At 72.7% G+C, this 19927-nt stretch carries 17 protein-coding genes; 8 read left to right on the top strand and 9 right to left on the bottom strand.

Annotated elements, in window-relative coordinates:
- Positions 1 to 14 precede the first annotated feature (14 nt).
- Together metF and ACQEVM_RS26875 are read left to right on the top strand one after the other, a co-directional pair.
- A complete protein-coding gene (gene metF, locus ACQEVM_RS26880) occupies positions 15 to 929 on the top strand; it encodes a methylenetetrahydrofolate reductase [NAD(P)H] (RefSeq protein ID WP_433083183.1) in 915 nt (304 codons plus the stop codon).
- Between the two features lie 50 nt (positions 930 to 979).
- Positions 980 to 1885 carry a hypothetical protein gene (locus ACQEVM_RS26875; protein WP_433083181.1) on the top strand — a complete coding sequence of 302 codons (906 nt, stop codon included), beginning with the start codon at positions 980 to 982 and terminating at the stop codon, positions 1883 to 1885.
- A gap of 26 nt (positions 1886 to 1911) precedes the next feature.
- On the opposite strand, the gene ACQEVM_RS26870 is transcribed toward ACQEVM_RS26875, so the two are convergent.
- The 5 genes from ACQEVM_RS26870 to ACQEVM_RS26850 form a co-directional block, all read right to left on the bottom strand.
- Positions 1912 to 3324: a phytoene desaturase family protein gene (locus tag ACQEVM_RS26870; protein ID WP_433083179.1), complete on the bottom strand. Its 1413-nt coding sequence runs from the start codon at positions 3322 to 3324 to the stop codon at positions 1912 to 1914.
- A gap of 107 nt (positions 3325 to 3431) precedes the next feature.
- Positions 3432 to 4058 carry a DUF4126 domain-containing protein gene (locus tag ACQEVM_RS26865; protein WP_433083177.1) on the bottom strand — a complete coding sequence of 209 codons (627 nt, stop codon included), beginning with the start codon at positions 4056 to 4058 and terminating at the stop codon, positions 3432 to 3434.
- A 93-nt stretch (positions 4059 to 4151) separates the two neighbouring features.
- A complete protein-coding gene (locus ACQEVM_RS26860) occupies positions 4152 to 4553 on the bottom strand; it encodes a DUF3040 domain-containing protein (RefSeq protein ID WP_433083175.1) in 402 nt (133 codons plus the stop codon).
- 265 nt (positions 4554 to 4818) lie between these two features.
- A complete protein-coding gene (locus ACQEVM_RS26855; protein WP_433083173.1) occupies positions 4819 to 5577 on the bottom strand; it encodes a class I SAM-dependent methyltransferase in 759 nt (252 codons plus the stop codon).
- 71 nt (positions 5578 to 5648) lie between these two features.
- Positions 5649 to 6155 (bottom strand): SAV_6107 family HEPN domain-containing protein, encoded by a 507-nt coding sequence (locus ACQEVM_RS26850; RefSeq protein WP_433083171.1) that lies wholly within the window; start codon positions 6153 to 6155, stop codon positions 5649 to 5651.
- Positions 6156 to 6435: 280 nt separating this feature from the next.
- Here ACQEVM_RS26850 and ACQEVM_RS26845 point away from each other — a divergent pair, with 280 nt between their 5' ends.
- The 3 genes from ACQEVM_RS26845 to ACQEVM_RS26835 are packed head-to-tail and all read left to right on the top strand — an operon-like array spanning position 6436 to position 10179.
- Positions 6436 to 7452, top strand: a complete 1017-nt coding sequence (locus ACQEVM_RS26845) for an ATP-binding cassette domain-containing protein (RefSeq protein WP_433083169.1) — start codon at positions 6436 to 6438, stop codon at positions 7450 to 7452.
- Positions 7424 to 9517 carry a YhgE/Pip family protein gene (locus ACQEVM_RS26840; RefSeq protein ID WP_433083167.1) on the top strand — a complete coding sequence of 698 codons (2094 nt, stop codon included), beginning with the start codon at positions 7424 to 7426 and terminating at the stop codon, positions 9515 to 9517. The genes ACQEVM_RS26845 and ACQEVM_RS26840 overlap by 29 nt, the downstream gene beginning before the upstream one ends.
- 29 nt (positions 9518 to 9546) lie before the next feature.
- Positions 9547 to 10179 carry a TetR/AcrR family transcriptional regulator gene (locus ACQEVM_RS26835; RefSeq protein ID WP_053676019.1) on the top strand — a complete coding sequence of 211 codons (633 nt, stop codon included), beginning with the start codon at positions 9547 to 9549 and terminating at the stop codon, positions 10177 to 10179.
- A gap of 318 nt (positions 10180 to 10497) precedes the next feature.
- Here ACQEVM_RS26835 and ACQEVM_RS26830 read toward each other — a convergent pair whose 3' ends face one another.
- The 4 genes from ACQEVM_RS26830 to ACQEVM_RS26815 form a co-directional block, all read right to left on the bottom strand.
- Positions 10498 to 12912: a transglutaminaseTgpA domain-containing protein gene (locus ACQEVM_RS26830; protein WP_433083165.1), complete on the bottom strand. Its 2415-nt coding sequence runs from the start codon at positions 12910 to 12912 to the stop codon at positions 10498 to 10500.
- Positions 12909 to 14273, bottom strand: a complete 1365-nt coding sequence (locus tag ACQEVM_RS26825; RefSeq protein WP_433083163.1) for a DUF58 domain-containing protein — start codon at positions 14271 to 14273, stop codon at positions 12909 to 12911. Before ACQEVM_RS26825 ends, ACQEVM_RS26830 begins: the two co-directional genes overlap by 4 nt.
- Complete coding sequence (locus ACQEVM_RS26820) at positions 14273 to 15283, bottom strand: AAA family ATPase (RefSeq protein ID WP_433083161.1); 1011 nt, start codon at positions 15281 to 15283, stop codon at positions 14273 to 14275. Before ACQEVM_RS26820 ends, ACQEVM_RS26825 begins: the two co-directional genes overlap by 1 nt.
- Positions 15284 to 15441: 158 nt before the next feature.
- Entirely contained in the window at positions 15442 to 15993 is a 552-nt protein-coding gene (locus ACQEVM_RS26815; protein WP_433083159.1) for a beta-class carbonic anhydrase, read from the bottom strand.
- 341 nt (positions 15994 to 16334) lie between these two features.
- Here ACQEVM_RS26815 and rsmH point away from each other — a divergent pair, with 341 nt between their 5' ends.
- The 3 genes from rsmH to ACQEVM_RS26800 all read left to right on the top strand — a co-directional run bounded on the left by rsmH (position 16335) and on the right by ACQEVM_RS26800 (position 19906).
- On the top strand, positions 16335 to 17264 hold the full coding sequence (gene rsmH / locus ACQEVM_RS26810; RefSeq protein ID WP_433085388.1) for a 16S rRNA (cytosine(1402)-N(4))-methyltransferase RsmH: 930 nt from the start codon (positions 16335 to 16337) through the stop codon (positions 17262 to 17264).
- 74 nt (positions 17265 to 17338) lie between these two features.
- Positions 17339 to 17773 (top strand): hypothetical protein, encoded by a 435-nt coding sequence (locus ACQEVM_RS26805; RefSeq protein ID WP_433085386.1) that lies wholly within the window; start codon positions 17339 to 17341, stop codon positions 17771 to 17773.
- Between the two features lie 108 nt (positions 17774 to 17881).
- Positions 17882 to 19906, top strand: a complete 2025-nt coding sequence (locus ACQEVM_RS26800) for a peptidoglycan D,D-transpeptidase FtsI family protein (protein ID WP_433083157.1) — start codon at positions 17882 to 17884, stop codon at positions 19904 to 19906.
- Positions 19907 to 19927 lie beyond the last annotated feature (21 nt).

The raw sequence follows: 19927 nt of genomic DNA, 5'->3' as shown, positions 1-19927 counted from the left end.
TCTAACCTGCCGGTATGGCCCTTGGTACCGCTTCCACCTGGTCGGACCGCGCACACACGGTCCGCGACCTCATCGCGTCCGGGCGCTCGTACTCCTTCGAGTTCTGGGCGCCCAAGACCGAGAAGGGCGAACGCAACCTCTGGAACGCGCTCCGCCGCATCGAGGCGGTGGGCCCCAGCTTCGTGTCCGTCACGTACGGGGCCGGCGGCTCCACGCGCGGAGGCACCGTACGGGCCACCGAGGCCATCGCCGCGAACACCACCCTCACCCCCGTCGCGCACCTCACCGCCGTGGACCAGTCCGTCGCGGAGCTGCGTCACGTCATCGGCCAGTTCGCCGACGCCGGCATCCGCAACATGCTCGCGCTGCGCGGGGACCCGCCCGGCGACCCCATGGCCGACTGGGTCAAGCACCCCGAGGGCGTGGACTACGCGGCCGACCTGGTCCGGCTGCTCAAGGAATCCGGCGACTTCTGCGTCGGCGTCGCGGCCTTCCCCGAGATGCACCCGCGTTCGGACGACTGGGACACGGACATCCGGCACTTCGTGGACAAGTGCCGCGCGGGCGCCGACTATGCGATCACCCAGATGTTCTTCGATCCGGAGAATTATCTGAGGCTCCGCGACAGCGCCGCGAAGGCGGGCTGTGACACCCCGATCATCCCCGAGGTCATGCCTGTTGTGGGCATCAAGCAGTTGGACCGGTTGCCCCAGCTCAGCACCGCGGTCTTCCCCTCGGCGGTAAAAGACCGCATGCTCGCCGTCAAGGACGATCCGGCCGCTGTACGCTCCATTGGCATCGAGTTCGCCACGGAGTTCTGCGCGCGGCTGCTGTCCGAGGGTGTTCCGGGGCTGCACTTCATCACGCTGAACAACTCCACGGCGACTCTCGAAATCTACGAGAACCTGGGCCTGCACCAGCGGGCCTGACGGCCGTCCCCCGTTCCCGCGCCGGCGGCCGTACCGAGAGGGGCCAATGCATGGGAATGACGGTCCTCTACACCGCGTTCGGTTTCGTCGCGTTGTGGCTGCTTGCCGAGGTCCTGATGCAGTACAAGGCCCGGCTCCGCTGGCGCCTGCTCGCCTTCGCCGGTTTCGCCGGCGTGGTCGCCGGGGTGGTGCTGCCGTCGGTGCCCGTCATCGCCGTCGGCGCGACCGCGTTCGCCGTGGGCCAGACATTGGTGACGCTCTCCTTCCGCAAGGGCTTCGTGGCCGGTTGGGCGCTGCGCCGCGGCGGGGAACCGGTACGGCAGCAGAGCGGCCGGCGCCGGGGCGGCGGTGCGCGCGCCGAACGCCCGGCGCCCACGCTGGAGGTGACGGGGCTGGAGTACGACGAGCGGACGGCCGCCGGTCGCCGCGACGGCGCGGACGCTCCCGACGACTTCGACGACCGGGAGGCCAACGTCTTCACCCCGCAGCCGGTTCCCGAGGACACCGGCTCCTACGGGATACAGAGCTTCGCCCCCCAGTACGGCGACCCGTCGGGCCAGGCGGCCGAAACGGCCGCGTTCGCCTCGCCGTTCGCCACGGCCGGGCAGGACGGCCAGTACGCGCCGCAGTACGGCGCGCAGCCCCAGGGCGGCTACGACTACTCCGGTGGCTACCCCGGGGCCGAGCAGCAGGTCTACGCGGCCTACTCGGACCCGTACATCGGCACCACGCCCCAGAGCAACGACTACGCGCCCTACGCGGACCAGAGCGGGCAGCAGTACGCGATGGACACCCCGCCCGGCGGGGTCTGGGTACCGCAGCAGCGGTCCACCGACGAGTACGGCGGGCAGTCCTACCCGACGGACGAGCAGTACCAGCAGCAGCAGTACCAGCAGCAGCAACAGCAGTACCCGTACCAGGGCGGCGCCGGCGACCACGAGCAGTACCGCTACTGACCCGCCGGCGCCCGACCCGACCGGGCCTAGCGGGAGCCGCGGAAGTCCGCGCCCTCCACGATGAGCCCCGCCACCAGGGCGCCGGTCATGCCCGCGTGCGGGAGTCCGCCGCCGGGGTGGGCCCAGCCGCCGGCGAGGTACAACCCCGGCAGACCCGTGGTGTTCGAGGGATGGAGCAGCCGTCCGCCGGCCCCCGCGAGCGCGGGCGGCGGCACGGCCCCGTCCAGGGCGCCCGTCGCCGCCGCGATGTCGGCCGGGGTGCGCAGTTCGTGCCACAGCAGCCGTTCCCGCAGACCCGGCACGGCCGGGGCCGCCGCCGCGATCAGCTCCTCCGCGGTGGGCGTCGTGCCGGGCTCCACGACCGCCTGGACGGTGACGGCCTCGTGCGCGGAGTCGGGCCGGACGGCGGGATCGTCGGGCCGCAGCACGGTCAGGTCCGTTCCGACCAGGGTGCGGTGCGCGGCCTCCGCCGGCCGGGGCCCGCCGAGGGCCAGGAAGAGCGTGTACCGGCCGGGGAGCCCCGTGGGCGGGGCGGGGACCGGACCGGGCGCCGACGGGATCCCCAGTGCCCTGGGATCGACCCCGCAGACCACGGCGTCGGCCTCCACGGCGTCGCCCTCCACCGTGCACGTGTCGGCCAGCGAGAGGCCGGCGGCCCGGCCGTCCCGCTCCACGACCCCCCGCACGTCGGCGTCGAAGACGAAGGCCACCTTCCGTTCCAGGCAGCGCTCGTACACGGCCGTGGCCAGCTCCCGGACACCACCGCGCACGTACCAGCTCCCGAAGGTCTGCTCCATGTACGGGAGCACCGCCGCCGAGGCGGGCGCGTCCGCGGGGCGCAGACCGTACGCGCGCACCCGCGCGGTCAGCAGGTCGCCGAGCGATCCGCCCAGTTCCCGTTCGGCCACCTCGGCGAGCGTCGGCGGGCGTCGCCGCAGCAGGCCGCTCTTGCGCAACGCCGGGTAGGGGTCGGTGCCCAGTACCTGCCAGTCGGGGCGCAGCGGCTCCTCCAGCAGCGGGCGACGCGTGGCGTTCCAGGCGTCGCGGGCGCGCCCGAGCACCCCGTTCCAGCGGTCCCCGGAGCCCGCGCCGAAGGCCTCGTCGAGCACCGCGGCGGCGCCGCCCCGCGAGGCGTTGGGGAGGGTGACCGAGGTGCCGTCCGCCGCCAGGTGGCGGACGGCGGGGTCCACCTGGACGAGCTGGACGCACTCCTCCAGCGGCTGCCTGCCCGTCTTCACGAACAGGTCGCGGTAGACGGCGGGCAGGTGCAACAGCCCCGGGCCGGTGTCGAAGGAGAATCCGTCCCGTTCGTACCGGCCGACCGAGCCGCCGTACGTGGAGCCACGCTCGTACACCGTCACCCGGTGGCCCGCCACGGCCAACCGGGCCGCCGTCGCCATCGCGCCCATGCCGGCGCCGATCACCGCAATTCGTGCCATGCGGCTGAGCCTATCGAGCGAACCGGGGGCCGGTTCGGCGAGGTCGTACGAGGTCAGGGCGGGCGGCGGGCGGGCGTCCGGGCCCGGCCGGCGCCGGCGCGCGACGGTCAGGGAGGTGGCGCGCCGGAGGTCTGACGCAGCTCGGCGGCCATCCGCTTCTCCTCGCGGCGTTGGGCCCGCCGCCTTCGGTAGCGGCGGATCCGGCTCCAGAGGAAGAAGACCATCGCCAGGCCGGCCGCCAGCAGCACGGCGGCGATGATCGCGGCGGCCTGGGGATTGAACATGGCGAAGGTGACGATGCCCGCCACACCGAGGTCCTCGGCGGTGCTGAGGGCGATGTTGGTGAACGGTTCCGGTGAGGTGTTGACCGCCATCCGGGTCCCGGCCTTGACGAAGTGGCTGGCCAGCGCGGTGGAACCGCCGACGGCCCCGGCGGCGAGGTCGGGGAGCGAACCGCTCTGCCCGGCCAGCAGGGCCCCGACCACCGCACCCGCAACCGGGCGGATCACGGTGTGCAGGGTGTCCCACAGCGAGTCCACGTAGGGGATCTTGTCGGCCACCGCCTCGCAGAGGAACAGCACGCCGGCGACGATCAGGACGTCGGGACGCTGCAACGACGCCGGAACCTCGTCCGTGAGCCCGGTCGCGCCGAAGATGCCGAGCAGGAGGACCACGGCGTAGGCGTTGATCCCGCTGGCCCAGCCGCTGGTGAAGACCAGGGGCAGCACAGTCATTCGGTCATCATGCCGCAGGACGGGTGATCCGTCCGGAACGACGAGGGGACGGCCGCCCGTCGGCGACCGTCCCCTCGTTCATGTCGTGTGGGGCTACTGCCCCTGTTCGTCACGGCGGCGCTGCCACCGTTCCTCGATGCGGGTCATCATCGACCGACGCTGTCGGTTCCGGCCGCGGGCCGAACCATCTGCACTGTCGGAGACGGGCTGCTCGCCAGGCTTGGGTGCCTTGCGCCAACCGGTGACCACGAGAACCGTGCAGCCCAGCATGACGAGGAAGCCCACCACGCTGATCCAGAGCACGTTCGGCACGATCACACCGGTCATGAGGAGCGCGATACCCACCACAATGCCTGCGACTGCCTGGTAGACCCGTCGCCGGGTGTACGTGCGCAGTCCGCTTCCCTCAAGCGCTGTCGCGAACTTGGGATCTTCGGCGTACAGCGCTCGCTCCATCTGCTCGAGCATTCGCTGCTCGTGCTCCGAGAGCGGCACGGGAGTCCTCCTCATCCGTCGGTCGCGAAGGGTAGCGACCAGGGGTCCCCTTCAGGATAGGCGGGGAATCGCCCCCGTGATACCCGCCCTCTACGCCACGTTCGAAAAATGCCCTGCGTTCAAACCGTACCGTCGCCTGTGCGGTCACTGAGGCGCTTATTCCCCAATGGTCCGTCCGCCATGCCGACCGGTGTCCTCGATCATACGGGGCCGGCGGCCGGTTCACAGGGTGTCCGTTGATCCGTGTGCGCGGACCCGTCGCAGATCAGGCGGTCTTCTCGCCCAGAATGTGCAACTGCGTGGCCACCGCGTGGAAGGCGGGCAGCTCGGCGGCGGCCTCCTCCAGACGCAGCAGCGCCTCCACCGCGCCGGGCTCGGTGTCGACCAGGACACCCGGGACGAGGTCCGCGAAGATCCGCACACCGTGCACCGCGCCGACCTCCAGGCCGGCTCCACCCACCAGCTCCGTGAGCTGCTCGGCGGTGAAGCGGCGCGGGACCGGATCGCCGGATCCCCAACGACCCGCCGGGTCGGTGAGGGCGGTACGGGCCTCGGTGAAGTGGCCCGCCAGCGCGCGGGCCAGCACGGCTCCGCCGAGTCCGGCGCCGAGCAGGCTCAGGATCCCGCCCGGTCGCAGGGCCGCGACGGCATTGGCCACGCCCTCGGCAGGGTCGTCCACGTACTCCAGCACGCCGTGGCAGAGCACCACGTCGTAGGCGTCCCGATCCACGACGTCCAGCAGGCCCTGGGCGTCACCCTGGACCCCGCGCACCAGGTCGGCGACACCGGCTTCGGAGACCCGGCGTTCCAGCCCGAACAGCGCGTTCGGGCTGGGGTCGACCACCGTCACCCGGTGGCCCAGTCGGGCCACCGGGACGGCGAACTTGCCGGTGCCGCCACCGGTGTCCAGCACGTCCAGCACGTCCCGCCCGGTCGCCTTCACCCGGCGGTCGAGGGCCTCCTTGAGGACCTCCCACACCACGGCGGTGCGGAGGGAGGCACGGGGGCGGGAAGTGTCCGACACGGCTGATGGCTCCTCGGCGCGGTAAGGGTGAGCGGGCGTGCCCACCCTATTGCCTCAGGCCGCCGACCAGCTCATCCCGCATGCGGACGCTCCGGCCGCGGTTGTGGCAGGGTCGTTGGCAGGCCCTGTGCGGCGGCCGGGGTCACCGGTCGCAAGGACAGCATCCGCTCCACCAGGCGCAGGAACATCCCGACCTCGCGGACGAGGTCGTCGGCCTCCCGGCCCGTCGCGGCGTCCGGTATCCCGGCCTCGGCCCGGGCCCGGCGGTCGGCGCCCGAGGCGAACAGGGCGCTCCACTCCGTCAGCTCCGGTGCCATTTCCGGCAGCACCTCCCACGCGCTGCGGATCCGGGGCCGCCGGCGCGGGTTGACCGGTTCGGGCTTCACGCGCGCGGCCAGTACGGCCGCGGCCGCGCGCAGCGCCGCGAGGTGTGCGGTGGCGTAGCGCTCGTTGGGCCGGGACAGTGCGACCGCCTCGGTCAGGCCGCGGTGGGCCTTGGCGAGCAGATCGAGGGCGGCCGGCGGTGCCGACGACTTCCTCGGGACGGGGTGGACAGGGGACGGGGACGGTGTGGCCATGACGAACCTCCTGTCGATGCGTGCTGCTTCTGATGCCGGGTACTGCTCGGGTACTGCCTCTTCGGGTACTGGCTCTTCGGGTACCGCCGTTCGGGTGGTGCTGTGTTGCCCGCCGCGTTGTCGCGCTGCGTGAGTCCATCGTGACCCCCGCCACTGACAAATGCGGTGACCTGCATCTTTACCCCCGGTTGGGGATCTTCACCCCCCTCGCCGCAACCGGATACCGCAGAACCTGCTAGTTTTTGAACTGACCGGTCAGTTCAAAAGAAGGGGGGACGGCGTGGAGAGCCCACACGGGGCGGCCGTCAAGGCCGAGGACTTCGGACTCAAGGGCCCGCGGGGCTGGGTCTTCCGGGGAGTGGGGATCGACGCCGCACCCGGCTCGCTCATCGCGCTCGAAGGCCCCTCCGGAAGCGGCCGGACCTGCCTGCTCCTCGCCCTCACCGGCCGGATGAAGCCCTCCGAGGGTCACGCCGGGATCGGCGGGTACCCGCTGCCGAAGAAGATGACCGCGGTGCGGCGGATCGCCGCCCTCGGACACGTACCCGGGGTCAACGACCTCGACGAGGCGCTCACCGTCGCCGAGCAGTTGCGCGAGGGCGCCATGCTCCAGCGCCGCTACGAGGGTCCCGTGCGGGCCCTGTTCCGACCGCGCGGAGAGCGCCGCGCCGCCACCGCGACCCGGATCGAGGAGGCCCTCGCGGCCGCCGGGCTCGACCCGGCGACCCTGCCCAAGGGACCGCGTACCTCCGTCCGCGACCTGGAGCGCCTGGAGGCCGTCCGGCTGTCCGTGGCCATCGCCCTGCTGGGCGAGCCCCGACTGCTGGCCCTCGACGACGCCGACCTCAAGCTCTCGACCGCCGAGCGCGCCGAACTGTGGGCGCTGCTCCGCTCGATCGCCGGCCGGGGGACCACCGTCCTCGCGGTGTGCGACGAGGCGCCGGAAGGGGTCCTGGTGCTGCGCACGGTCGCGACCGCGGCCGAGGCCACCGCCGTGCCGACCACCGAGGTCGAGGCCCCACCCGCCCCGGCCGTCCGGTCGGGCTCCGGCACGCAAGCCCCGATCACCTGGGGGGCCAAGCCCGAGAACAAGCCTGAGCCGACGGACGAGCCCGCGCCGGAAGCCGAGCCGAAGGTCGAAGCCGAAGCCGAGCCCGGGGCCGAGCCGGAGGCCGAGGTCGATCCCGACACCGGCGAGGACGCCGACGCGGCCACCACCGACAACGGCGCGGTCGCCACCACCGACAACGACACGAAGGGGGCGGACGATGCGCTCGCCGAAGCTCGCCGCGCTTGAGCTGAAGCGGTTCGGGCGGGGGAAGCTGCCCCGGGCCGCTCTCGTCGCGCTGCTCCTCCTGCCGCTGCTCTACGGGGCCCTGTACCTCTGGTCCTTCTGGAACCCCTACGGCAACCTCGACAAGGTTCCCGTGGCCCTCGTCAACTCCGACCGCGGCGCCACCGTGGACGGAAAGCACCTCGCCGCGGGTGACGAGATCGCCAAGAAGCTGCGCGACAGCAAGACGTTCGACTGGCGCGAGGTCGACGCCGACGAGGCGGCCGAGGGTCTGGAGGAGGGGAAGTACTACCTGTCCCTGACCATGCCCGCCGACTTCAGCACGAAGATCGCCTCCAGCTCCGGCGCCGACCCCACCACCGGGGCGCTCCAGGTCCGGACGAACGACGCGAACAACTACATCGTCGGCTCGATCTCCAAGACCGTCTTCTCCGAGGTCCGTTCCGCCGCGTCCACCAACGCCTCGCGCGGATTCCTCGACAAGATCTTCGTCAACTTCTCCGACCTGCACGACAAGACCGCCGAGGCCGCCGACGGCGCCGACAAGCTCAAGGACGGCGCCGGCAAGGCCAAGCAGGGCGCCAAGGACCTCGCCGACGGCCTCGACACGGCCAAGGAGAAGACGGGCGAGCTCAACGGCGGGTTGAGGAAGCTGAACACGGCCGCCGGGCAGCTGGAGACGGGTTCGAAGGACCTCGCCGCCGGCACCCGGACCCTCGCCGACAAGGTCAACGGGGCCGCCGCCAAGGCCAAGCCCTTCGTCAGCGATCCGAAGTCCCTGGCCGCCACCGCCGAACTCGTCGCGGACACCGCCCAGGTGGTCAACAAGCACCTGGACTCCTTCGCCAAGAACGCCCCGGCCGCGGCCGCCGTCACCCAGCGGGCCGCGACGGGAGCGGACAAGTACTACACCGCCCACTGCGTCACCCCGGGCGCCGAGCCGCACCTGGCCTCCTGCCCCGACCTGAAGCGGATCAAGGACGACACCGCCGAGGGCGCGCTGCTGGCCGGTGATGTCAACGACGTCGTCAAGGCCTCCGGCACCGACATGGGCAAGCTCCGCCGTCAGCTCGACGACCTGGAGACCAAGGCCCGCGAACTCGCCGACAAGGCCCCCGGCCTGTCCTCCGACCTCAACGCGGCCGTCGCCAAGGTCAACGCCCTGAACACCGGCGCCCAGAAGGTCGCCTCCGGCATGACGCAGCTGCACAGCGGCCTCGGCACCGCGTTCACCGGCTCCGGCGCCCTCACCGAGGGCGTCGGCAAGCTCGGGGACGGCGCGCACACCCTGGACAGCGGCATGTACAAGCTGGTCGACGGCAGCGGCGAACTCGCCGGCGGCCTGCACGACGGCGCCGGCAAGATCCCGGACTACGACCAGCAGGCGCGCGACGCCCGGACCCAGGTCATGGCCGACCCCATCCGGCTCGCCAACCAGTCCCTCCACAAGGCGCCCAACTACGGCACCGGTTTCGCCCCGTACTTCATCCCGCTCTCCCTGTGGGTCGGCGCGATGGTCGCCTACATGCTGATCGCCCCGCTGAACCGGCGGGCCCTGGCCGCCGGCGCCTCGCCCTGGCGGGTCGCCCTCGCGGGCTGGCTGCCCGTGGCCGGCATCGGCTTCGCGCAGGTCGCCCTGTTGATGTCGGTGCTCCACTGGGCCCCGGGCCTCGGCCTGGACATGGCCCGGCCCGCGCTCACCATCGCCTTCCTGATGCTGGTCTCCGCCTGTTTCGCGGCGATCGTCCAGTGGCTCAACGCCAAGTTCGGGGCGGCCGGACGCATCCTGGTCCTCGCCGTCCTGATGCTCCAGTTGACCTCGGCCGGGGGCACGTACCCCGTTCAGACCAGCCCCGCCTTCTTCAACTGGATCCACCCGTACCTGCCCATGTCGTACGTCGTCGAGAGCCTGCGCCGCCTCATCACCGGCGGCGACCTCGCCCCGGTGTGGCAGGGATCCCTGGTCCTGCTGGCCTTCACGGTCGGGGCGCTGGCCCTGACCGCGCTCGCGGCCCGCGGCAAGCAGGTGTGGACGATGAGTCGACTGCACCCGGAACTGAGCCTGTAGAGAGCTGTTGACCTGTGAGAATCAGCGCCATGGAAAGCAGCAGCACCGGTACCGCCGCCGGCGGCGGTCGACGTCAGGCCACCCGGCAGAAGCTCTACGAGGCGGCCGTCACCCTCATCGCCGAGCAGGGCTTCTCCGCGACCACGGTCGACGAGATCGCCGAACGGGCGGGCGTGGCCAAGGGCACCGTCTACTACAACTTCGCGAGCAAGAACGACCTCTTCGAGGAGCTGCTGCGGCACGGGGTGGGGCTGTTGACCGTCTCGCTGCGGACGGCGGCGGAGGAGACGGAGGCGCGGGGCGGCACCCGGATCGAGGCGCTCGACGCCATGATCCGCGCGGGCCTGGTCTTCATCGACCGGTACCCGGCCTTCACCCAGCTGTACGTCGCCGAACTCTGGCGGACCAACCGCACGTGGCAGTCCACGCTGATGGTGGTCCGGCGCGAGGCGGTGGCGGTGGTGGAGGACGTCCTGCGGGAAGGCGTCGAGCGGGGCGAACTCAGCGCCGAGATCGACGTGCCGCTGACGGCGGCCGCGATGGTCGGCATGGTGCTGGTGGCCGCGCTGGACTGGCAGTCCTTCCAGAGCGAGCGGTCCCTGGACGACGTCCACTCGGCGCTGTCGCTGCTGCTGCGCGGCCGGGTGAGCGGCAGCCGCTGACCCCCCGGTCGGCGGTGCCGCCGGGGGACGGACCCGGCGTAGAACTGAGTATCCGTACCCAGCCCTCCGGATGAGTACGAGTACGGATGGGTTCCCACCTGCGCACACAGCAGACTGGGGGCACGGACCGGGCGCCCGGTCCCGCACCGCGGACACGGGGCCGCGGAGCGGGACCGGGCCCTCGTCCTTCGCCGGGATTCGGGGGAACCTGCGCGACACGAACGCCGGTGCGGCGGGGCTCGGGGGGAACGAGCCCCGCCGCACCGGCGTTCTTCGCGTACATCCGTCCGGGGCCGACCCCGAGGGGCCGGCCCGGGCTCAGCCCCGGCCGCGCAGCGGGAGCCGGATCCGACCGGAGAGCGCCGCGCCCCGGGCGGTCACGACCGACCAGCGGGTCGAAGCGGCCCAGGAGAGCCGAACCAGGGACCGGGGCAGCAACAGGGCCCGTACCCGGGTGCCCCGTGACACGGTCGCGAGCAGCGCCGCGCTCGCCAGCAGGACGTCGTCCGCCAGACCCTCGTACGAGGTGTCCGCGCCCGGCGGGGCGTACAGCGCCCGTTCCACCGCGCCCGCGACCCGGTGCACGGCCTGCGACGCCTCGTCCTCCAGCCGGCCCAGGACGACCACCCGCCCCGCCGCCCGACGGGGGGACAGCGCCTCGTCCGGCGGGATGTCCACGTCCCAGGCCGCGTCGCCCAACTCGCGCCAGGCGAGCAGCACGTCGCCGTCCGCCAGCCGCTGCGTCCGGATCCTGCGCCGCCACAGCAGGGGGAGCAGGGGCAGACCCAGGACGAGGATCCCCGCGGCCGTCCAGCCCAGGACCGACAGCGGTGTCACCCCACCGTCCGAGTTCCCGCCCTGCGAGAGCACGGGCCCGCCGCACTCGCCGAGCTTCTTCAGCTCCGGCGGGCAGTCCTCCGCCTTCGACGGGGCGGCCGAAGGCGCCGACGCGCCCGGCGAGGGCAGCGCCGCCGGGGCGGACGGCTGCGCGGTCGGCGTCGCGGCCCGGCTGTACTCCGGTACCGAGATGCCGGACCGGGGGGTCGGCTCGAACCGGGTCCAGCCCACGCCCTCGAAGTACAGCTCGGGCCACGCGTGCGCGTCCCGCAGCGTCACGTTCACGCTGCCGTCGGCCTGCTTGGAGCCCGGGGTGAACCCGACCGCCACCCGCGCCGGGATGTTCAGCGAGCGGGCCATCGCCGCCATCGAGAACGAGAAGTGGACGCAGAAGCCCTCCTTGTCGTTCAGGAACCGGGCGATGGCCTGCGAACCCGAACCGGAACTCACCGTGGTGTCGTAGCGGAACCCGCCGCTCACCGCGAAGAAGTCCTGGAGCCGCACCGCCCGCGTGTAGTCGTCCGTCGCGCCCCGGGTGACCCGCCGGGCCGTCTCGGCGACGACCGGCGGCAGGTTCGCCGGCAGCTTCGTGTACTCCGACCGGACCGCCGGGTCCGGTGCGGGGGCGTCGCGCAGCTGCGAGGCCGTCGGCTGGAGCAGCAGGCTGCGCACCGTGTACTGGGCGCCCTGCACGTTCTGGAAGCGGTCCTTGCCCAACTGGTCCCCGACCAGGGTCCGGCCGGCCGGTTCGAACCGCCACTTCCCGCCGATGTCCACCTGCGTGGCCGGGTACGGCATCGGCAGGTAGCGCTGCGCGTACGTCTGGGCCGCCGACACGGTCGTCCGCACCTCGGCCGCGTCCTGGCGCACATCGGCCCCGAGACCCTGCGGGTTGGGCAACCTCTCCGGCACATCCGTCAGGGGGCGCCCGGAGGCCTCCCACTTGACCCCGTTGAACTCGTCGAGCGCGAGGATGCGCAGGTACTGGTCGGACTGCTGAGGACTGTCCGTGCGGTACCGCAGCACCACCCGGTTGTCCTGCGCGTTCAGGCTGCCCTGGAGCGACACCAGCGGGTTCACCGCCGAGATCGTCCCGCCGCCCGCGCCGTTGCCCGCACCGCCGTCGTCGCCGGAACCCAGCATGCCGCCGCCGAGCGACGGCAGCACCGCCGGCACGGCCAGCGCCAGACCGAGCGTGACCACGCCGATCCGCCGGCCGGTGCGCACCGGGGCCACGGCCCGGGTGCCGTCCTTGCCGCCCCCGTATCCGGAAGCTGCCGACACGCGCCCGCCCGGCGCCGCGCCGAAGACCCGGCCCCACTGCGCCAGCCGGTCCCGGCCCTCGGTCAACAGCAGCATCAGGAAGCCGCAGCCCGCCAGCAGGAAGGAGAACCAGGCGCCGCCCTGACCTGCCGACAGCCCGGCGGCCACCGAGTACAGCGCCAACAGCGGCAGCCCCGCCGCCGCGGCCGTCCGCATCGTGACGGCCAGCATGTCCACCAGCAGACCGATCAGCAGCACCCCGGAGAGCAGCAGCAGCCGGATGCCGTCCGTCAGCGGCGCCGGTATGGCGAACTCGCCGACATCGCGCACCCCCTGCCGGAACAGCGACCCGAAGTCCGTGAGCAGGTAGCCCGACAGCCCGCCGGAGGGCGACTCGGCCTTCCCCGCGAAGAGGAAGGCGAGCAGCAGCAGCGACACCAGGAGCTGCGCCGCCACCGTCAGCGAGCGCGCCAGCGGGATCCGCCGGGCCCCGGCCCCCACGGCGCTCTGCACGCCGAGCAGTACCGCCGCCTGCACCAGCCAGCCGGAGGACTCCACCAGCGGGGCCAGCGACCAGGAGGTCAGCAGTGTGGCCAGCATCGCGAAGAGCGTCAGTCGTGCGCGCCCGCTCATCCCCAACCTCCGGAAGTCGCCGTGCCGAGCGGAGCGTTCCCGGCCTGCCGCCACAGATCGCCGAAGGCCACCCCGGGCGGGGCGGCCAGTGCCGTCCAGCCCGCGTCGCGCAGCCGGCCCAGCCGTGTCTCCACCCGCGAGGTCTCGCCGGCCCAGGCCGCGGAGTCCAGCACGAACGCCACCGCGCCCCCGCTGCGCTGCCGCATCCGGCCCGCCATCTCCGTCTGTACGTCGTCCAGGTCGCCGAGGAAGGCGATGAGGAGCCCGTCCGAGCCCGCCCCGCCGAAGCCCCCGCCCGCTCCGCCGCCGCGGAGCGCGTCGTGGGCCTTGGACAGCCCGCTCTCGTCGGAGTGCCCGATGACCGCGAGGGTGTCCAGCATCAGCCCGGCCGCCTCGGCGGGATCGTGCCCGCCGGAGGAGAAGCCGCCGCCGGCGTCGCCGGGGACGGAGGTGCCGTTGTCGGTCAGCAACCGCACCGAGAACCCCTGCTCCAGCAGGTGCACCAGGGTGGAGGCGGCCCCCGAGACGGCCCACTCGAAGGCGGAGTCCGGGCCGGCGCCCCGATAGGCGTCCGCCCGGGTGTCCAGCAGGACCGTGGCCTTGGTGCGCTGGGGCTGCTCCTCGCGGCGCACCATCAGCTCGCCGTAGCGGGCGGTGGAGCGCCAGTGCACCCGGCGCAGGTCGTCGCCGCGGCGGTACTCGCGCGGGATGACGTCGTCGTCCCCGGCCAGGGCCAGGGAGCGACGGCTGCCGTCGCCGTGGCCGTTGGCCTCGCCGCTCAGGCGGACCGCGGGCAGGGCCTCGGTGCGCGGGATGACGGTGAGGGTGTCGTACGTGCTGAAGGAACGGGTCAACTCGACCATCCCGAACGGGTCGGTCAGCCGGAGTTGGAGCGGGCCCAGCGGGTAGCGTCCGCGCAGGTCGGAGCGGACCCGGTAGGACACCTCGCGGCGACCCCCGGGCTCGACCCGGTCCAGGACGAAGCGGGGCCGGGGCCCCAGCACGTACGGCACCCGGTCCTGGAGCATCAGCAGCCCGGTGGGCATCCTGGAGGTGTTGTCCATGCGCAGCTGCACCCGGGCCTCACCGCCCGCGGGCACCCGGCCCGGGGTCAGCCGGCGGCTGCCGGAGACCCGGTGGCGGGTGCGGTGCAGGGCGACGACACAGATCAGGGGGAGCAGGGCCAGCAGCAGTCCGACCCGGAGCAGCTCGCCCTGTCCGAGTACGTACGCGCACGCGGCGGCGGCGATCCCGGCGGCCAGGAACGAGCGGCCGCGCGTGGTCAGTCCCGACAACGAGGCGCGCAGACCGGCCCCGCCCCCTCCCGCGCCACCGGCGCCGCTCGGGGCACCGGCGCTCATCAGAAGCCCCGGATGCCCGCGCCGGGCGGCATCTCGCCGCGTGCGTGCGCGGCCGGGACGGGGGTGCGCTGCAGGATGTCGGCGACGACCTGCTCGGCGGTCCGCCGGTTCAGCTGGGCCTGCGCGGTCGGCAGCAGCCGGTGCGCGAGGACCGGGGCGGCCAGCGCCTGGACGTCGTCCGGCAGGACGTAGTCCCGGCCGGCCAGCGCGGCGGACGCCTTCACGGCGCGCAGCAGGTGCAGGGTGGCGCGGGGCGAGGCGCCCAGGCGCAGGTCCGGGTGGCTGCGGGTGGCGGAGACCAGGTCGACCACGTAGCGGCGCACCGGCTCGGCCACGTACACCTCGCGGACGGCCTCTATCAGCTTGACGATGTCGTGGGCGTGCGCGACGGCCTGCAGGTCGTCCAGCGGGGAGAGCCCGCCGTGCACGTCCAGCATCTGGAGCTCGGCCTCCGGGCTGGGGTAGCCGACGGAGACGCGGGCCATGAAACGGTCGCGCTGGGCCTCGGGGAGCGGATAGGTGCCCTCCATCTCCACCGGGTTCTGGGTGGCGACCACCATGAAGGGGCTCGGCAGCGTGTAGGTCGTGCCGTCGATGGTGACCTGTCGCTCCTCCATCGACTCCAGCAGCGCGGACTGGGTCTTGGGGGAGGCGCGGTTGATCTCGTCGCCGATGACGATCTGGGCGAAGATCGCGCCGGGCTTGAACTCGAACTCGCGGCGCTGCTGGTCGTAGATGCTGACGCCGGTGATGTCGGACGGCAGCAGGTCCGGCGTGAACTGGATGCGCTGCACCGAGCAGTCGATGGACTTGGCGAGCGTCTTGGCCAGCATGGTCTTGCCGACGCCGGGCACGTCCTCGATCAGCAGGTGTCCCTCCGCGAGCAGGACCGTCAGCGCGAGGCGGACGACCTCCGGCTTGCCCTCGATCACGCTCTCGACCGAGTGGCGGACCCGCTCCGCAGTGCTGGTCAGATCCGCGAGGCTCGCTCGGTCGTCATACGTGGTCACCTTGTTCTCCTCGGCCCTTTCTCCGGGCCGATCACGCTCTTGACGCATGAACCGGCCCACCCCGACACCTCTGCATCGCGAGAGTGCGGACGCCGGCCCGGGAACTCTCCCGGGTGGCGTCACCCCGCATTCTTGACGGCGTTACGGCCTTGTGTCACTCAAGAGGCGGGATCGATCTCCCGCAGGAGCCCGGTGTGCACGTCGAAGACGAAGCCTCGCACATCGTCGCGGAAGGGCAGGAAGGGGTTCGTCCGGACCCGCTGCATGGACTGGCGCACGTCCTGGTCCACGTCCCGGAAGGCCTCGACGGCCCACGCGGGCCGCTGGCCGACCTCGTCCTCCAGCTCGTGCCGGAAGTCCTCGGTCAGACTTTCGAGACCGCAGCCGGTGTGGTGGATGAGTATGACCGCGCGGGTGCCCAGCGCCCGCTGGCTGATGGTGAGCGAACGGATCGTGTCGTCGGTGACCACACCACCCGCGTTGCGGATCGTGTGGCAGTCGCCCAGCTTCAGGCCGAGGGCGGCGTGCAGGTCGAGGCGGGCGTCCATGCAGGCCACGACGGCGACCTGGAGCACCGGGCGGGCGTCCATACCGGGATCGCCGAACGCGGAGGCGTAGTGACGGTTCGCCTCGACCAGCCGGTCGGTGACGGACCCGCCGGCGGACGCCTGGGCTGCGGATTCTGCGGGCAGGGATGCGGAAGTCGTCATGCCTACGACGTTAGTGGGCCTCGCTCGGGGAGGCATGGAGCGAGGAGGGACAAAGAAGGTCAACCGGCCTTGTTGTGAGCTAACCCACAAGGGTGGGCAGGATGCGGCTGTTCGGGTGATTCGCGGCATTCGCGGGTTCCGTGCGAGCGGAGCGGACGGCGCGCCGGGCGGTTCGTTGACCGCGGGGACCGTTGCACTAAAGTGACGCGAACCGGCCGGAGCCCGGCCCTCACCGGCCGCCCGGCCCCCTGGTAAAACTCCGCGTGCGCGGCGCGGCGTACGCCTGCCGCGCCGTTATCTGAGAGGGCGCTTTGACTAGCGAGTCCCGACACGTCCCGGTGATGCTCCAGCGGTGCCTGGACCTGTTGGCCCCGGCGCTGGAGAGGCCGGGGGCCGTCGTAGTCGACTGCACCCTCGGTCTCGGCGGCCACAGCGAGGCCCTGCTGACCCGGTTCCCCGAGGCCCACCTGATCGGCCTCGACCGCGACAAGGAGGCCCTGCGGCTCTCCGGGGAGCGCCTCGCGCCCTTCGGCGACCGGGTCACCCTCGTCCACGCGATCTACGCCGACCTGGCCGAGGTGCTCGACGGACTGCGCATCCCCGCGGTCCAGGGCATCCTCTTCGACCTGGGCGTCTCCTCGATGCAGCTCGACGAGGCCGAGCGCGGGTTCGCGTACGCCCAGGACGCCCCGCTGGACATGCGCATGGACCAGACGACCGGCATCAGCGCCGCCGAGGTCCTCAACACCTACGCCCCCGGCGAGCTGGTCCGCATCCTGCGCCAGTACGGCGAGGAGAAGCAGGCCAAGCGCATCGTCTCCGCGGTGGTCCGGGAGCGGGAGAAGGACCCCTTCACCAACAGCGCCCGGCTCGTCGAACTGATCCGCGACTCGCTGCCCCAGGCGGCGAAGCGCACCGGTGGCAACCCGGCCAAGCGCACCTTCCAGGCGCTGCGCATCGAGGTCAACGGCGAGCTGTCCGGCCTGGAGCGGGCCATCCCGGCGGCCGTGGACCGGATCGCGGTCGGCGGCCGGATCGCGGTGCTGTCGTACCACTCGCTGGAGGACCGGCTGGTCAAGCAGGTCTTCGCGGCGGGCGCCGCCTCCACGGCGCCGCCCGGACTGCCGGTGGTGCCCGAGAAGTACCAGCCCAAGCTCAAACTCCTCACGCGCGGCGCCGAACTCCCCACGGAGGAGGAGATCGCCGAGAACCGGCGGGCGGCTCCCGCCCGGTGCCGCGGAGTCGAACGGATCCGCGAGGCGCGACTGTGATCAAGCGCGGGGGACGGCTGCGGCCGGGCGTCGCCGGCGCCACGGCGGGGAGCGGAGCAGGTCAGGCGGCCCGGATGCCGTTCGTGCTGTTGGTCGTCGCCCTGCTGGGCGGCGGCCTGATCAGCCTGCTGTTGCTGAACTCCGCGCTGAACCAGGGCTCCTTCCAGCTCACCCGGCTGAAGAAGGAGACCCTCGTGCTGACCGACGAGGAGCAGGCGCTCCAGCGCGACGTGGACGGCTACTCGGCCCCCGACGCGCTCCAGCGACGGGCGCACGAACTGGGCCTGGTGCCGGGCGGCAGCCCCGTCTTCATCGGCCCGGACGGGAAGGTCGCGGGCACCGCCTCGCAGGCGCAGGCGCCGCCCCCGCCGTCCCCCGCGCCGGTCGCCCAGCCCCCGGTGTCCGCGGCGCCCTCCGGCGCCCCGTCCGCCGCGGCGAGCGGGCCTCCCGCACCGAACCCGTCCGCGACGAGCGGGACCCCCCAACCCAGCCAGACCCCTGGAAGGTGACGTCGTGACGCGGACCCCCGCGGGGCTTCTCCCCAGCCCGCCCCCGCCTCGTACGCCGGGCGGCGCCCCGGCCGGAGCCGCCGTCCGGGCCGTGCCGGCGGTGGCCGCGTGAGCCCCCAGGAGCCGCCCCGGCGGCGGGTGCCGGGCCCCGGCCGGCCCCGGCCCACCGGCGGTGACCGGGCCAGGGCCACGGCGCGTCCCGCGTCCCGCCCCGCCACCCGCAGGCCGGCCCCGGCCCGCACGGCCCACACCATCAGGCTCGGGAACCCCAAACCCCGCCTGCGCCTCGTCGGCGTCGGGCTGACCCTGGTCATGATCGCCTTCGTGGTACGGCTGCTCCAGGTACAGGCCGTCGACGCCTCCGCCTACTCCGCCAAGGCCTCCGAGAACCGCTTCACCAGCTACACCCTGGCCGCCGAACGCGGGGAGATCACCGACCGCAAGGGCGTGGCCCTGGCCACGAGCGTCGACGCGTACGACATCACCGCCGACCCGAAGATGTTCTCCGCGCAGGAGAGCAAGGCCCCGGACGCCCCCGCGCAGGCCGCGGCCCTCCTCGCGCCGATCCTCGGCAAGGACGCCAAGGAGATCGCCAGGCTCCTGGAGACCAAGAACTCCCGCTACGTCATCCTCGCCCGCCGCCAGACCCCCCAGGTCTGGAACCAGATCAAGGACCTCAAGAAGGTCTTCGCGGACAAGGCGGCCGCCGACAAGCGCAACAACGGCCCCGGCGCCAACGTCATCGCGGGCGTGTTCAAGGAGGACAGCAGCAAGCGCGTGTACCCGAACGGCGACCTCGCCGCCGGGATACTGGGTTACGTCAACGCCGAGGGCAAGGGCGGCGGCGGCCTGGAGTCCTCCCTCGACAAGAAGCTCTCCGGCAAGGACGGCAGCCTCACCTACGCCCAGTCCGGCGGCCGGCGCGTCCCCACCGCCGAGTCCAGCGAGAAGGCCGCGGTGCCCGGCGAGGACATCGAGCTGACCATCGACCGCGACATCCAGTGGGCCGCGCAGAGCGCCATCTCCGAACAGGTCGAGAAGTCCGGCGCCGACCGCGGCTACGTCGTCGTCCAGGACACCCGCACCGGCGAGGTGCTGGCCATGGCCAACGCCCCCGGCTTCGACCCCAACGACCTGTCGAAGGCCCGCTCCACCGCCATGGGCAACGCCGCCCTCCAGGACGTGTACGAGCCCGGCTCCACCGCCAAGGTGATGTCGATGGCCGCCGTCCTGGAGGAGAAGAAGGCCACCCCGGCGACCCCCGTCGAGGTCCCCAACCGCCTCCACCGCGGCGACCGCCTCTTCAAGGACGACGTGGACCACCCGACCTGGTACCTGACCCTCAACGGGGTGCTCGCCAAGTCCTCGAACATCGGCACCATCCTGGCCACCGGCCGACTCGGCGCCACCCAACCCGAGGCCAACAAGGTCCTGTACGGATACCTGACCAGGTTCGGCATCGGGCAGCCCACCGGCCTGGACTACCCCGGCGAATCCCGCGGCATCCTCGCCAAGCCCGAGGCCTGGTCCACGTCCCAGCAGTACACGATCCCCTTCGGCCAGGGCCTCTCCCTCAACGCCGTCCAGGCGGCCTCCGTGTACTCCACCATCGCCAACGCCGGCGTCCGGATCGAGCCGACCCTGGTCCGCGGCAGCAGGGGACCCGACGGCCGCTTCACCCCGGCCCCCGCCCCCGAGCAGACCAAGGTGATCAGCCAGGGCACCGCCAAGACCCTCGCCGCCATGCTCGAATCCGTGGTCGACGACCAGGAGGGCACCGGCACCAAGGCGCGCATCCCCGGCTACCGCGTCGGCGGCAAGACCGGCACCTCCAACCGCGTCGACCCGGCCACCGGCCGCTACAAGGGGTACACCGCCTCGTTCGCCGGCTTCGCGCCCGCCGACAGTCCGCGCGTCACCGTGTACTGCGCCATCCAGAACCCCACCAAGGGCAGTTACTTCGGCGGCCAGATCTGCGGACCCATCTACAAGAAGGTCATGGAGTTCGCCCTCAAGACCCTCCGGATCGCGCCCACCGGCACCGCCCCCGCCGGACTGCCGGTCACCTTCGAACCGGGCCCGCAGCCCGCACCGCAGCCCAGTACCCGGCCAGGCCCGCAGCCCGGCCAGTGAACCCGCCGCCCAGCCAGAAAA

The sequence above is a fragment of the Streptomyces sp. CA-243310 genome, assembly GCF_050936775.1.
GTDB lineage: Bacteria > Actinomycetota > Actinomycetes > Streptomycetales > Streptomycetaceae > Streptomyces.
The sequence above is the reverse complement of the archived record's forward strand: the minus strand, read 5'-3'. Positions and strand labels throughout refer to the sequence as shown.

Bases quoted from the DNA above. Each gene is read 5' to 3' on its own strand.
- ACQEVM_RS26835 (WP_053676019.1), top strand. From the start codon at position 9,547: ATGGAAAGCAGCAGCACCGGTACCGCCGCCGGCGGCGGTCGACGTCAG.
- rsmH (WP_433085388.1), top strand. From the start codon at position 16,335: ATGCTCCAGCGGTGCCTGGACCTGTTGGCCCCGGCGCTGGAGAGGCCG.
- ACQEVM_RS26825 (WP_433083163.1), bottom strand. From the start codon at position 14,273: ATGAGCGCCGGTGCCCCGAGCGGCGCCGGTGGCGCGGGAGGGGGCGGG.
- metF (WP_433083183.1), top strand. From the start codon at position 15: ATGGCCCTTGGTACCGCTTCCACCTGGTCGGACCGCGCACACACGGTC.
- ACQEVM_RS26865 (WP_433083177.1), bottom strand. From the start codon at position 4,058: ATGACTGTGCTGCCCCTGGTCTTCACCAGCGGCTGGGCCAGCGGGATC.
- ACQEVM_RS26805 (WP_433085386.1), top strand. From the start codon at position 17,339: ATGCCGTTCGTGCTGTTGGTCGTCGCCCTGCTGGGCGGCGGCCTGATC.
- ACQEVM_RS26850 (WP_433083171.1), bottom strand. From the start codon at position 6,155: ATGGCCACACCGTCCCCGTCCCCTGTCCACCCCGTCCCGAGGAAGTCG.
- ACQEVM_RS26840 (WP_433083167.1), top strand. From the start codon at position 7,424: ATGCGCTCGCCGAAGCTCGCCGCGCTTGAGCTGAAGCGGTTCGGGCGG.
- ACQEVM_RS26815 (WP_433083159.1), bottom strand. From the start codon at position 15,993: ATGACGACTTCCGCATCCCTGCCCGCAGAATCCGCAGCCCAGGCGTCC.
- ACQEVM_RS26830 (WP_433083165.1), bottom strand. From the start codon at position 12,912: ATGAGCGGGCGCGCACGACTGACGCTCTTCGCGATGCTGGCCACACTG.
- ACQEVM_RS26875 (WP_433083181.1), top strand. From the start codon at position 980: ATGGGAATGACGGTCCTCTACACCGCGTTCGGTTTCGTCGCGTTGTGG.
- ACQEVM_RS26870 (WP_433083179.1), bottom strand. From the start codon at position 3,324: ATGGCACGAATTGCGGTGATCGGCGCCGGCATGGGCGCGATGGCGACG.